The organism is Alteromonas sp. OM2203, assembly GCF_048517045.1.
Taxonomy (GTDB): Bacteria; Pseudomonadota; Gammaproteobacteria; order Enterobacterales; family Alteromonadaceae; genus Alteromonas; species Alteromonas gracilis.
The window spans coordinates 1,723,472-1,737,384 of record NZ_CP183209.1 but is presented as its reverse complement, the minus strand read 5'-3'; the positions used below and the strand labels follow the sequence as shown (position 1 = coordinate 1,737,384).

The 13,913-nt window shown below is 43.4% G+C and carries 13 protein-coding genes and 1 tRNA gene; 9 read left to right on the top strand and 5 right to left on the bottom strand.

Features of this window, described 5'->3' with window-relative positions; genetic code table 11:
• Positions 1-381 precede the first annotated feature (381 nt).
• A complete protein-coding gene (locus tag ACM0P2_RS07835; protein WP_419227520.1) occupies positions 382-2,313 on the top strand; it encodes an EAL domain-containing protein in 1,932 nt (643 codons plus the stop codon).
• Positions 2,314-2,426: 113 nt separating this feature from the next.
• Here ACM0P2_RS07835 and ACM0P2_RS07830 read toward each other — a convergent pair whose 3' ends face one another.
• From ACM0P2_RS07830 to ACM0P2_RS07815, 4 genes are all read right to left on the bottom strand, one after another.
• A complete protein-coding gene (locus tag ACM0P2_RS07830) occupies positions 2,427-4,148 on the bottom strand; it encodes an EAL domain-containing protein (protein ID WP_159117238.1) in 1,722 nt (573 codons plus the stop codon).
• A gap of 196 nt (positions 4,149-4,344) precedes the next feature.
• Positions 4,345-4,421, bottom strand: a tRNA-Val gene (locus ACM0P2_RS07825).
• Positions 4,422-4,579: 158 nt separating this feature from the next.
• Positions 4,580-5,653 (bottom strand): patatin-like phospholipase family protein, encoded by a 1,074-nt coding sequence (locus ACM0P2_RS07820; protein ID WP_159117237.1) that lies wholly within the window; start codon positions 5,651-5,653, stop codon positions 4,580-4,582.
• Positions 5,654-5,797: 144 nt separating this feature from the next.
• Positions 5,798-6,226, bottom strand: coding sequence for a MarR family winged helix-turn-helix transcriptional regulator (locus tag ACM0P2_RS07815; protein ID WP_419227519.1), 429 nt, complete (start codon positions 6,224-6,226; stop codon positions 5,798-5,800).
• Positions 6,227-6,555: 329 nt separating this feature from the next.
• On the opposite strand from ACM0P2_RS07815, the gene hmgA reads away from it, so the two are divergent.
• A complete protein-coding gene (gene hmgA, locus ACM0P2_RS07810; RefSeq protein ID WP_419227518.1) occupies positions 6,556-7,851 on the top strand; it encodes a homogentisate 1,2-dioxygenase in 1,296 nt (431 codons plus the stop codon).
• Positions 7,852-8,109: 258 nt separating this feature from the next.
• Complete coding sequence (hppD, locus tag ACM0P2_RS07805; RefSeq protein ID WP_159117234.1) at positions 8,110-9,183, top strand: 4-hydroxyphenylpyruvate dioxygenase; 1,074 nt, start codon at positions 8,110-8,112, stop codon at positions 9,181-9,183.
• 70 nt (positions 9,184-9,253) lie between these two features.
• Here hppD and ACM0P2_RS07800 read toward each other — a convergent pair whose 3' ends face one another.
• A complete protein-coding gene (locus ACM0P2_RS07800; protein ID WP_159117233.1) occupies positions 9,254-9,613 on the bottom strand; it encodes a VOC family protein in 360 nt (119 codons plus the stop codon).
• A 535-nt stretch (positions 9,614-10,148) separates the two neighbouring features.
• On the opposite strand from ACM0P2_RS07800, the gene ACM0P2_RS07795 reads away from it, so the two are divergent.
• From ACM0P2_RS07795 to ACM0P2_RS07770, 6 genes are all read left to right on the top strand, one after another.
• On the top strand, positions 10,149-10,538 hold the full coding sequence (locus tag ACM0P2_RS07795; RefSeq protein ID WP_159117232.1) for an ACT domain-containing protein: 390 nt from the start codon (positions 10,149-10,151) through the stop codon (positions 10,536-10,538).
• 4 nt (positions 10,539-10,542) lie between these two features.
• On the top strand, positions 10,543-11,043 hold the full coding sequence (locus ACM0P2_RS07790; RefSeq protein ID WP_419227517.1) for a PTS sugar transporter subunit IIA: 501 nt from the start codon (positions 10,543-10,545) through the stop codon (positions 11,041-11,043).
• Positions 11,044-11,325: 282 nt separating this feature from the next.
• Entirely contained in the window at positions 11,326-11,673 is a 348-nt protein-coding gene (locus ACM0P2_RS07785) for an ArsC family reductase (protein ID WP_334047834.1), read from the top strand.
• Positions 11,667-12,803 (top strand): succinyl-diaminopimelate desuccinylase, encoded by a 1,137-nt coding sequence (dapE, locus tag ACM0P2_RS07780; protein ID WP_419227516.1) that lies wholly within the window; start codon positions 11,667-11,669, stop codon positions 12,801-12,803. The genes ACM0P2_RS07785 and dapE overlap by 7 nt, the downstream gene beginning before the upstream one ends.
• Before the next feature lie 15 nt (positions 12,804-12,818).
• On the top strand, positions 12,819-13,517 hold the full coding sequence (locus tag ACM0P2_RS07775) for a M15 family metallopeptidase (protein WP_419227693.1): 699 nt from the start codon (positions 12,819-12,821) through the stop codon (positions 13,515-13,517).
• Positions 13,514-13,828, top strand: coding sequence for a DUF2897 family protein (locus ACM0P2_RS07770; protein WP_419227515.1), 315 nt, complete (start codon positions 13,514-13,516; stop codon positions 13,826-13,828). The genes ACM0P2_RS07775 and ACM0P2_RS07770 overlap by 4 nt, the downstream gene beginning before the upstream one ends.
• Positions 13,829-13,913: the final 85 nt, after the last annotated feature.

Below are 13,913 nucleotides of genomic sequence, written 5' to 3'. Positions count from 1 at the left end.
TTTAAGGTGGATGCGAAAGCAAAAAACGCAAACTGAAAGCCAGCGTATTGAGTTTACTTAATTACGCTGGCTTTTTTATTACACTACCATCAACACCGCTATTTTAACATCAACCTAAAGCGTAATTTAGATTAGGTAGCTTGAGTCTACAGAGTCATTATCACTCGCTTAACATTTTGTTTTGCTATACATTTGTGGTTACATTGTGTAAATAGCACTCACACATTCTATAAGCTACAATTAGGGCACATGACGTTAATTAAAAAAAGATGTCGCGCCATTTTGCTTTGGTATTAAATAGCTATTCAGGGGTTGTACGTCAGTGCATGCAATCGTTCAAGCAAACGTGAAGTTCTCAGTTAAAGGAGATGACTGCTAATAATGAAGCTATCTAGTCGAATTAATTGGGGCATTATTGCCCTAATGTTTATTGCGTTTATTGCGTTGTCTGTCGCTGAATTACGGCTGCTTCAGTCAAACACGTCAACGTTGATTAGCAATGTAACTGAGAAAGCGCTGGCTAGCTACACGAAAGCCACGAATGCGACGCCCGCTTCTTCGCAAACAAAGTCAATGATGTTAAGTGCTGTGGCGGAAACGTTGGCAGCGAGACCATCCATCGCATCTGCGAATGTTACAGACGAAGAAGGCAATGTGAGCGTTAGTCATGAGAGTGCATCTACAGGCCCTATTCCATCTTGGTTTTCGTTAATCGACCCAGCGCCCGCGTTTAAAAAACGTATTGCATTGCCGAATAACGACAGTTATCTGGTTGTCACATCAGATAAGCACGATACATACAGCAAATTTACTGCGATTGTTATTAAAAATGCCACTATTTTTATGTCGCTTTCTTTTATCGTTTATCTACTCGTTACGGTTTTGACTAAATCGGCGTTACGCCCTATTAATGATGTTATTAGAAAGCTGAGTGACATGGGCGGTCATAACTTCACATCACCTGACGCTAACACGTCAGCTAAAGATTTCGAATCGCTGAGCATCACCGTTAATAACCTGGCAGCCACCCTCGCCTCGAAATTTGATGATTTAACACGCCAAGCTGAGCTCTTTAAAAAAGAAGCGAGTAAAGACGCATTAACCGGGCTTTCAAATAGAGGGGCTTTTGAACGCCATATGCGAGCGCTGCTAAATGAAAACGCAACGTCGCAAGAGAAAGAACTCATTGTTGTTCGGTTAGCACAACTTGCCAACATAAATACCAAGCTAGGTATGGTGCCCGGTGACAACTATGTTAAAGCCATAACCAATATATTGATGGAAGAGACAAAGAATAACAGCAGCATTCGTTTCGTTTTTCGCTTGTCAGGCGGCGATTTTGCGCTAATTAGCGAGCCAATGGAAAAGCCAACAAGAGACTTGGTTCTCACGAACATTTCTACACAATGCGCAAGCGTTACTCCACTTAGGGACGGAACTAAGGCTACGTGGATTGGCGTTACGCGATTTACCGGCTCGATGACTATGCAACAAGTTATGGAAAGCGTAGATAGCGCACTAATCGCATCGATGAAGACCCAAAGCGGCTGGCAACTGGCATCTGATATTGCACATGTGCACAGTAACTCACAGTGGCGTGAGCGCCTTAATCACATCGTTTCGCAACAGTATGCTGATATCATGATACAGCCCGTCATGGATATCGAAAAAAACATGCCCGCTTATTACGAAACATCTGGGCGATTTAAAGACAAAAAGACAAACGACGTTATTCCTATGTCTCAGTTAATCCCTGCCTCTGAGCGATTAGACCTAATACCGGAAGTTGATAAGTTAGTAACAAATATCGTTTTTAAAAAGATGGAAGTAACTTCTCAACAAGTTGCGATAAACCTAAGCATTACGTCCATTGCCAATCGTGAGTTTAGAGAGTGGTTGGTTAAAGAACTAACGCAGCGAGAAAACCTCTGTTCGAAGTTATTCTTTGAAATTGAAGATGCAGCTTTGATACAGCAAAGAGAGTATACAGAACTGCTTTGCCGCCACCTGATGGGACTTGGTTGCAGAATTACCATAGAGCATTTTGGCGATAACTTCGCGTCGCTTTCTGGGTTAAGGGTAATTCAACCTCAATTCGTTAAACTTTCTGGAAGGCTTACGCAGGGCATTCACACTAACAAAGATAATCAGCTCTTTGTTTCTAGCCTTATCAGCATAGCGAAGAACCTCAATATTAAAGTCATTGCGGAGATGGTAGAGACTGAAGCTGAATCGATAGCGCTCACAAAGCTTGGGGTTGAACATCAGCAGGGCTATTACTTTGCTAAACCAGCGCTTTGGAATGTTTATTAGCCTTTAAAACCACCTTCAGGTAGCGAAGATGCCTTGGCACTTTTCATTATCATTGCGACATATGGTGTAGCGAAGAATGTGAGAAGTGCTAGCACTGCCGAAGCGCTAGCACACTAACCTTGCTTTTTAAGTAGCGCCTCCATCGCGTCAGCACTTATGGGTTTTGAATATAAATAGCCTTGAACAAATTCTACATTCAGCGATTTGCAATAGTCGGACTGTTGTTCTGTTTCAACCCCCTCAACAACGATGAACAAATCCAGCTTATGACCAACGTTCACTATTGCTTCCATTAATGCACTATCAAAGGCTTTTTCCGGCGCGCCTTTTAAAAAGGATCGGTCGATTTTTAAATGGCTAACGGGAAAGTGCTTTAAGTAACTAAGCGATGAATAACCTGTACCAAAATCGTCTAGAGAAATCTCAACGCCTAAGTCTCGTTGATGTCGAAGGTTTTCTAGTATTGCATTGTCTGACTTTATAAGGATATTTTCAGTGAGCTCTAAACCAATATCCTTGGGCAATAAATGATATTGATTTCGGCAATCCGCAAGGCGCTCAAAGTACGCCGTTTTTTCTAGTTCTTTACCAGAGACATTTACATCTATACGAACCTCAATCCCCTTTTCTTTCCATAATCTCGCCTGCTGACAAGCGTTTTCTAGCACCCAATTACCAATTTGCACTATTAAATCACTGCGTTCAGCTATAGGAATAAAGACATTCGGTGGAACTGCGAGGCTTTCATTTTGAGGCCGCCATCTAAGTAGCGCTTCGCACGATGCCACCTTTCCTGTTTTCAAATCATACTGAGGCTGGTAAAGCAATTCGAACTCGTTGTTACTTAGCGATGTACGTAGGTTTGCCGCAATATCCCTATGCTGTCGCAACTGCTGACTCAATGCATGGGTGAAGAGGTGATAGCGATTACGCCCTTCAGCCTTGGCTTGGTACATGGCAACATCTGCATTTTTAAGCAGATCATCAATTTCTTGGCCATGTTTAGGATACAAGCTTATGCCGATGCTAGAGGTAATGTGAATATTTTCAGCGCTTAGCTGAAAGCTTTGTTTAAAACAACAGGAAAGGTTTTTTGCGATATCTTCACAATCACTCTCATCACTTATGTTGGTAGCTACATAAACAAATTCATCTCCACCAAAACGAGTAAGCAAGCCATCACTGTCTATACAGTCAGATAAACGCTCAGCAACAGCACGAAGAAGCTCATCGCCCCATGTATGCCCAAGGGTGTCATTGATTTCTTTAAACATGTCTAAATCAATGAAAAATAGCGCAAAGCTTAAGTTATTTGTCGATGCTTCACTTATTGCATTTGCAAGGAATTGCTTGAGTAATCGACGGTTTGGTAATTCTGTCAGCAAATCTGTCGATGCCATGCGCTCTAGCTCTTGACGCACAGCATGCTGCTCACTTAAATCGATATCGACGCAATACATTTCCGGGGAGTCGGTATCTTCTTTTAACATCACGTGAGACGAAAAAACGTGTACAGGCTCCCCTCCCTTTTTTTTCAACACCAACTCTTCAGACGGTATCGCTTCACCGAATTCAATCCAGCGTTGATGCAACTTAATCACATCTGCTTTCATAAAGTCTGGAATAATTAAGTCTTCTAGTTTACGGCCAATGGCTTCACACTCGCTGTAGCCATAAATATCTTCACTTGATTTATTCCAGTAAATAACGTTTCGCGCTTTGTCATAACCTTGAACTGATACTTTAGGAAGGGCACTGATAAGCTGCAAGAACCGCCTTTCGGCTGAATCATGTTCTAAAAATGAAGCGGGTTCTCTGTATTCCGTTAAGCTCATCTAACTCCCTCGCGTGCTAAACTACATAAAAGCATCTTAAGCAAAAATAACTGCCACTGCTAAAGTGTAGTCTAAAATAACTGACTAGCAGAAACTGGTTTTTAAAATGAAAGCCAGGATTCGAGAAATCAGCGCTGCGAAAGTGTTACAAAATATGTGTTAAGGAGGATTAATGTGTTTCGATAGAGGGATTAGATGGTGCGTCTACCCTGATTCGAACAGGGGACCTCTACCATGTCAAGGTAGCGCTCTAACCAACTGAGCTATAGACGCATTACATGTTGCTAAACCAGAAAGGTCTGCGAATGCCTAACAACGCCGCGTATAATACTTAGCGCAGGCACCACCTGCAAGGAAAACTTCACAAAACAACGTTCAAGTGACTAATTTGACAGCAATTCGATTGTTTTTTAGTGGTTTGGGGGGGTTATTTATCTCATCTTAAAAGGTAATGGTTTAATTGAGTCAACCAGCGTGCCGTCATTTACTGCGCGCATAAAGTACTCCCCTAACCTGTCAGTTTCTTGAAGCACTGTTTGCCAGTACTTAATTCGGGTGTCTGCATCAAGAACTTCAAAATCCTTCCGGTCAGGTATTTTACTGTAGGGTAAATTAGCAACAAACGAGGCTGACGGAACTAGCATAACCACGTTGTCGTAGCTAGATTGATGAGGCACTCTGCCTTTTAATCCCTTATCAAACCAACCAGGGATGGGCTTATCGTAAAAGTGAGGATATAAAACTAAGCCTTCATCGGGCCCAAATGACAGATCAAAATGGTAATCGACTATCCCACCATCTCTATACATCCCAGGTGGGGCCCCCTCAATATTTTGAACCCCCTCAATAACAACTGGAATAGAGCCAGATGCCAATAAAGCACTGTGGATATTTCCGTGCGTTAAATCGTGGTACTTCGTGGGCAGCGCGTAAGGGTCTTTTATGGCAAAATTTGTATCGGGTGTAGAGAAAACGTATCGCGTATATAAGCGAGAAAGGTTCTTCCTATTTACCGTATTAGCCGCAGCACTCATTGCAAGCCCTGAAAGCTGTCTGAATTTGCTTTCAAAGCGAGTGGCACCTAGGCACCTTGCTACAATAAGATGAGCTTTGAAGCGAGGATTAGACAAGACCTCTTGCTTACCTTTCTCATCTACCATTTCCTTCAACAGATCTTCTGCTTTAGCAGTAATTTCTCTTGGCGTTGGTTTTTCACTGTACGTAGTGGTTGAATAAGATGATGCAAGGCGGTTAATTGCAGCAAGAGGATCGTTTTGCACCGCGCATATTGCGCGAAACGCGCCAGCAGATGAACCTATAACGTGAATCTGATGTTCGATGTTGGCAAACCACTCAGGAAACAGTACACGGTCTAAACCTGCAAGAGAAAACCATTTTGGTCCACCAGAAGCGCCTAAAAAGTAATTAAATAATTCCGGACGAAAGCCGTTTTTCATAATTACTTCACGTGCTTTTTTGCCTGCATATATGTCTAACGGTGCCACTTAAATTCCTTGCTGCTAACAGGTGAAAACCCGCTGCTTTGTCTATTCCGATGGAATTTAACAGCAAAAAGGGTAAAAGTAACTGTCAAAGCCTTTTCTTATGTGCTGTTCAGACCACACTAGTAACGGCCTATGCTTGATAAACTAAGGGGTAAGCGCTTCTATCACTTTTAGAAATACGCGATACTCATCATCAGTGATATTTTCGAGTCGCTTGTTTTGCCATTCCACTACGCGAGGAATTATCTGCTCATACATTGCTTTTCCCTCTTTTGATAGCGCGATTAGGCTAGACCTTTTGTCCTTTTTACTTAGCCTTTTTATCACCACGCCATTCTTATTTAACCGTTCTATTGCACGAGAAACCTGCACTTTATCCAAGCGGGTAGCATGGGCTATCTCTTTCGCCGTTTTATACTGATTTTGAGAGCCCTCTAGGCATGCACCGAGCGTTGCCATAACACGCCACTCAGGCATTGTAAGTTGATGGGCCTCATATTCTCTCGCAAGAGAGCCGCTTAAATCGCTAGCCAACATTGCGACTTTGTAGGCAAGCATGTCATTTAACTGCACCTCGTTACTCCTGATTTTTATATACGACTAAGGTTTGCGTATGTTTCGCCACAATAGTTCAACTCTTAAACCCTGCCCGCTGAAAGCGTAACAGTGTTGAACCATTAAGGCGCTTTTATGCCTTTATTTTTAGCAATGTACTTATTACTAGCGCGCTTATGACTGATACCTTTGTAAACCTTGCTTACCAAAACGTTAAATATACGAAAAAACTGCGCTACCACCTTTATTGATTTACATTTCATTTACCTCTAGCCTAGTTCATATAGTTTCATTTGTAACTAATTTCAGCGCATAGCTGCCTTCGAGACCTAATAGTGGAAAGCTTTATGGAAAACTTATCGTATTTAACCGGGTTTAATAACGAACATGAAACCGAAGCCTTGCCTGGGGCGCTGCCTAAAGGGCAATTCAGCCCACAGAAGGTCAACTATAAGCTATACGCTGAACAGTTCAGCAGCACTGCTTTCACTGCACCCAGAGCCGAAAACCGCCGAAGCTGGACATACCGACTTCGACCTTCTATCGCCATGGGAGACTTTATAAAAATAGACAACGGCTTAGTGCGCACAGCACCCGAGACAGACATTCCCTGTCCTCCTAATGTGCTTAGATGGGACCCTATTCCGCTTCCACAGCAAGATACTGATTTCGTTGATTCTCTCGTTACCATTGCCACCAATGGCGATGCCAAAACTCAAGTAGGAATGGGCATTCACTGCTACAGTGCCAACGCCAATATGCAAAATCGCGTGTTTTATTCATCGGACGGTGAAATGCTTTTCGTCCCCCAGCTCGGCAAAATGGAAATTACGACAGAATTTGGAAAGCTACACCTATCGGTAGGTGAAATTGCGGTCATTCCCCGTGGCGTGCGCTTTGCTATCAATCCGCTAGATGGTCCCATACGAGGTTATATTTGTGAAAACTACGGGCACCCTTTTGTTTTACCGGAACGCGGCCCTGTTGGCGCAAATGGCTACGCTAACCAAAGAGATTTTTGCTATCCCACCGCATGGTTTGAGGACAACGATACGCCGCATACTTTGATAAATAAATTCTGTGGCAATCTGTTTGAAGCACAGCTCGACCATTCACCTTTCGACGTCGTGGCATGGGTAGGAAATTCTGCGCCTTATAAGTACGATCTTTCACGGTTTAACGTTATGAACACCGTAAGTTTTGATCACCCCGACCCCTCTATATTTACCGTACTTACGTCACCTTCAGAACTTGAGGGCACGGCAAACGTAGATTTTGTAATATTTCCGCCTAGGTGGATGGTTGCAGAACATACATTCCGCCCGCCTTACTATCATAGAAATATAATGAGCGAGTTTATGGGGTTAATTGAGGGAATGTATGACGCCAAAGAACACGGTTTTGTACCAGGGGGCATGAGCCTGCACAACTGCATGACGCCTCACGGTCCAGAGGCAGAAGTCTTCGAAAAAGCGTCCAATGCTTCTCTTTCACCTCAGCGTTATGAAAATACATTGGCGTTTATGTTCGAGTCTCGATACGCCATAGCGCCAACCGAGTTCGCCATGAACAGTGATTTACGACAACGTGATTATCTTGCTTGTTGGAAAGGTCTTAAGAAATACTATAACGGGGAGAAATAGCGCTTCTCCTTCAATTGTATTGTTTTATGGACACATAAGATTGCAAACCAATCTTCATTTTTTTGTTTTTTAACAGTGGCATAGATTGAAAAAAGAGTGGATTATTGCGCTTTAAAGCAGCAACTGAAAACAAAACGTTACAGTCGAGCTTTCCAGCGCACAAACCCGTTGTCATGTCTGCTATTGCTTGCTTTTTCACTGGGCACTTACAATCAGCTAACAATTATAAAATGTGTTTTACGTTGAGGATGTAACGCTATGGCTGATTTATTTGAAAACCCCATTGGTTTAGACGGGTTTGAATTTTTGGAATTCACAGCGCCTAAGAAGGGAATGTTAGAACCAATTTTCGAGGCGATGGGATTTACCCGCGTTGCTCGCCACAAGTCAAAAGACGTAGAGCTATGGCGTCAAGGTGATATCAACTTATTAAGTAACTACGAAAAAAATTGCCATGCAGGGTATTACGCGGAAGAACACGGACCGTCTGCGTGTGGTATGGCATTTCGCGTAAAAGATTCTCAGCACGCCTATAAAGAAGTCCTTTCACGTGGTGCACAGCCTATGGACACACACACTGGCCCGATGGAGTTAAAACTTCCGGCCATTAAGGGCATTGGCGGCGCTATGCTGTATCTAATCGACAGGTACCAAGGCGAAAATACCATTTATGATATCGATTTTAACTGGATTGAGGGCGTTAACCGTCATCCTGAAGGCTGTGGTTTTCATACGCTAGATCACCTTACTCACAACGTTTATCGCGGGCGCATGGACTTTTGGGCTGGATTCTATGAAAAGTTATTTAACTTCAGAGAAATTCGTTATTTTGATATCAAAGGCGAATATACAGGGCTATTGTCTAAAGCGATGACAGCGCCTGATGGCAAAATCCGCATCCCCTTAAACGAAGAAGCCGTTGGTGGAGGCGGTCAAATCGAAGAGTTTTTGATGAAATACAACGGCGAAGGGATCCAGCACATTGCATTCGCCTGTGACGACCTAGTGGCCTGCTTAGATAAGCTCAGAGCGAAGGGCATGAAATTTATGACGCCCCCGCCAAATACTTATTACGACATGCTTGAAGAGCGCCTTCCAGGACACGGTGAAAATGTCGATGAGTTGCAAAAACGAGGCATCTTATTAGACGGCACTACAGAAAATGGCGAGCCAAGACTATTACTTCAGATTTTTTCTGAGACAGTGTTCGGCCCTGTGTTTTTTGAGTTTATCCAGCGAAAACAAGATGAAGGCTTTGGAGAAGGTAACTTCAAAGCGTTATTTGAATCAATTGAGCGCGACCAGGTAAATCGCGGCGTGTTAAACAAGTAACCTTCATCACAAAGAAAAAGTATTGAAGGCAGGGCACGTCGTTTTTGACTGCGTTGTCCTGCCCTCATCCCTATCCTTTCTCATAAAGCGCGCAAGCCGCCCCGCTGGGATCTGTAATTACACAAAAACTGTCGCTCCCATGATGCCGAATTTTACCCATTTGGGCCCCGCCGTTTTCCACCGCTGCCGCTAAAGCAACCTCTAAACTGTCAACGGTAAAATAATTTATCCACCCGCTAGGATAGTCGGCATTTACGCCCCGCTTATGACAGATGCCCCCTACTGGCGTGCCATCGGGTTTCATTACCACATAATCACTGTAGCCCCCCATATCTATTGCTTCTTTTTTCCAGCCCATAACGGCTTCATAAAAGCGCACAAGTTGGTCTGCATCTTCTGTGGTAATATCGCACCATGCTGAATCGGCCATAATTTCCCTTCCTCACATGAAAGTTGGGTTTCAAACTATAAATATAGCGTAAACGGCAGAAGACGTTTTTGAATTAGTGCTTAACGAGTAGTTGAACCTTTCTTGATGAGAAAGTGCATATGCCAATAAATATTCACTGCATAGTCACTGTTAATCGATCGCACGTCGATATTTTTACTATTGACGGTGGTCCGGAAGTCGATTTGTAGATAGATCAATCAAGCATTCACTCAATTCCCGACGCGGGATTTTTTGAAGAAACCGACTATTGTCAAGGGAAGAAATTGCAAAAAGACTAAACATTTTCTATTTTAATGGTAGACACAGCCTGTGGAAAATGCTTGTTAAATCGAGAATGTTATCCACTGCACATTGTTTGTACAGTTTAAATAATCTATATATTTCAAATGCTTAGAATAAGACCCCAAACTACTCAACAAACTTATCCACAGATTAAGTGGATAACACGTAGAAGTTAGCCACAGTTAGTGGTTTAATGTGAACATCTTCGAAGTTTTCATTTTCTTGGTTTCTCATGCCCAAACAAACACTTTTAGTCAGAGAATCATTATTCACTATTCACAGCTTAGATCCCCAGAGTAATATTCCAGCTTCTGTTCTCAATAGCCCCCTTTTTTTCTTGGGTAAAACAGAGGATGAGCTATCAATTGTGGTTCCCGACTCCGTCGAAGTTGATTCACTTGATAGTGACGAGGGGTGGCGAGCGTTAGAGCTTTTGGGTCCGTTACATCTATCGATGGTAGGCATAATGGCGCAAATTGGTGAGGTACTTGCCTCGGCGAAAGTGGCAATCTTTGTTGTATCAACATTCGAAACTGACTTCTTTCTTGTTAAAGATAAAAAGTTAAGAGTCGCGATAAGAGCTTTAAAAGAAGCGGGCTACTCGGTAAATGAGGACCATTAGATCTGTGAACGCCAAACAACTTCAGAACGCACCAGATAAATTCACTAAAGAATTTACTACGCTAAGCCCATTTTCAGGTCAGGTTATCCCTATTTCACAAGTAGATGAGCCCTTTTTCAAAAAAGGTTACATGGGACCTGGCGCTGCGGTAACTTCTACTTCTAATACCGTAGTATCACCATTTGATGGAAAAGTGCTGAGCGTGGCTCCCCTAGACTATGCTGTTGATATACAGTCAAAAGCGGGTCTTAAATGCAGAGTGAAATACGGGGGTGACACAAGTCATCTTCACGGCGCACAGTTTGGGTGCTCGCTAACACCTGGAGACGCTATATCCACTAAACAGCCCCTATTTACCGTAAATTCTGCGTGGCTTAAACAACGAGGGGTCAGCAATACCTGTGTGCTAACCGTGCTTAATTCACAAGCACTTCTTGGCGTGTTGCCTACTCATCAGCGATTTGTAGAAGCCGGAACCGACGTCCTTTTCACCCTCTACCTATAATGCGTGTTGATATTTTCAGTCCATTAAGCCCAAAATTCGTAACGCAAAGTTCAACATGTCTTAATGCCTCTGCGTTAAAAATACATGGTAAGTAAGTTTATCAACGTACTAACAGCTTGTATGATGTAGCAAAAGGTCAACGAATTTTCGGTGCGCTGCTTTAGATGGAGCTTTGTTATCTCTATACAGTATCAGTCATCTTTAGATTAGCGCCCAATATAGGCACTGTTGAAAATAGTGCCTTCTTTGTAAATACAACTAAGTAGTACGGAAGAATTCATCATGAGCACTATCCTTTACGGGATCCCAAACTGCGATACCATAAAAAAAGCTAAAAAATGGTTAACTGACAATGACATTTCGTTTTCATTTCACGATTATCGCAAAGACGGTATCGATAACGATTTTCTCGTTCGAGCAGAAGCGGAATTAGGCTGGGAAGCTATGGTAAACAAACGCGGCACAACATATCGTCAATTAGACGAACAAGAAAAGGCGTTTCTGGATAAAGATAAAGCCCTGGCGTTGCTTGAACTTCACCCTGCAATGGTGAAACGCCCTATTCTTTTGCACAACAATACTTTTCACATTGGCTTTAAACCAGCTCAGTATGAGGAAATATTTTGTTAAACGACTCTGTAATTGATATTGCTAAGCAATTAATTAATCGCCGCTCTGTAACACCGGAAGATGCCGGCTGCCAAGACGCTATGCGTGAATTCTTAGGCGCACTGGGTTTTAACAATGAAACTATGGTTTTTGAAGACACCACCAATTTGTGGTCTCGTCGAGGAAAAGAAGGCCCAGTTTTTTGTTTTGCCGGCCATACCGATGTCGTGCCGAGTGGACCTGAAGATTCGTGGAAAACGCCGCCGTTTACCGCAACGGAAATAGATGGTTATTTGCACGGGCGCGGAGCGGCCGATATGAAAGGTAGCCTTGCGGCAATGCTTGTTGCTACACGGGAGTTTGTGAATAAACATCCCGACCACCAAGGTAGTATCGCTTATTTAATTACCAGTGACGAGGAAGGGTCTTTCATTAACGGTACAACCCGCGTTATCGATACCCTTGAAGCTCGCAATGAGAAAATTGACTGGTGTATCGTTGGCGAACCGTCATCTACCAATGAAGTGGGTGATATCGTTAAGAACGGTCGTCGAGGCTCGTTAACCGGAGATCTGGTTGTCAAAGGCATTCAAGGTCACGTCGCCTACCCTCATTTGGCAAAAAACCCAGTGCACAGCGCAATGGCAGCGCTTGATGAGTTGGCTAAATCTCACTGGGATAACGGCAACGATTTTTTCCCACCAACAAGTTTCCAAATTTCTAATATTCACGCAGGGACAGGTGCGGGTAATGTTATACCTGGTGAGCTGCACGTATGTTTTAACTTCCGCTTTTCAACCGAGGTAACTGATCAAATCCTTATTGAACGGGTTACAGCGGTTTTAGACGCTCACGAACTAGAATATGAAATTAAATGGACGTTTAACGGCCAACCGTTTTTAACCGATACTGGTGCATTGCTTGAAGCGGCGCAAGGTGCAATTGAAGCCGTGAAGGGGTCTCCGACGGTTCTTTCCACTGCTGGCGGCACCTCAGACGGACGCTTTATTGCTCCAACAGGCGCGCAAGTGATAGAGCTAGGGCCGGTAAATGCCACTATTCACAAGATAGACGAATGCGTGAAAATGTCTGATTTAGAGCAGCTAGCTGATATGTACTTCGGTATCTTAGAACGCTTGCTGGCGAAATAGCCTCTATTGATAGATATGAACCCGATATCAGAACAATCATGGTTAGGCCAGCAAAACGATGCCCTCGTTGATGCTGGCAACGGCCATCGGCTGCATCGCGACGTAATATCGCCGTTTCTTGCGATGCAGGATGCTGCGCAAAAAGACGGCATAGACTTACAATTAGTCAGTAGTTTTCGCGATTTCGACAGGCAAACTGCCATATTTAACCACAAATGGACTGGCCAAGCCCAGCTTCTCGATATCAAAGGCGACGAACTGTCTTACGAAGCGCTCAGTGATAACGAAAAGCTACACGCAATTTTGACATGGTCTGCACTACCGGGCGGCAGTCGCCACCATTGGGGCACTGATATTGACGTGTACGACAGAGCCGCGGTGCGTAACTGGGGCGGTAAGTTTAATCTTGTCGAAAGCGAATATATAACGGGAGGCCCGTGCCATACGCTTTCCTGTTGGCTCGCTGACAATATGGAAAAGTTTGGCTTTTATCGCCCTTTTTCAGTTAATACTGGCGGTGTAGCGGTGGAGCCTTGGCATTTAAGCTTCGAAAACACCGCACGTGTTTTTGAAAATGCCAGAAACTTAGATGGCTTCACAAAGGCCATTGAACAAAGCGATATAGAAGGCAAAACTTGTATTTTGCCGCAGTTGCCTACCCTGTATAATCGCTATGTTTTGAACAAAGGGCGCGAGCCTACGGAATTTATATGAGTACGACCTGGGTTATTATCATTATTGTTTTGGTATTGGGCGTTGTGATTGGGAATATCACTTTGCTTAAGTATAGTGCTAAATTTAAATTTCCCACGCCTTCTAAACCTTTTGATGACGATGAAGACGATAATCAGCCCAAAAGTACTGGCGGCTCGCATGCATCGAGTAATACGCAAAATGAAAATTCAGCATTAGCTCAATCGCAGACTTCTCAGGGGCTTACCCCAAATAAAGAAAAGCAAAGTTCTCATGGCGAGAATGCCGAAAAAAACGAAAGCAGTGAAAGCAGCCAGAAACCTGGAAAATAACATCTTTCACGAATAACCACATTAGCGATAGTAGCACTTGACGCTTACGCTTAATTTGTTCCCCACCGAAAGAATTAAGCGCATG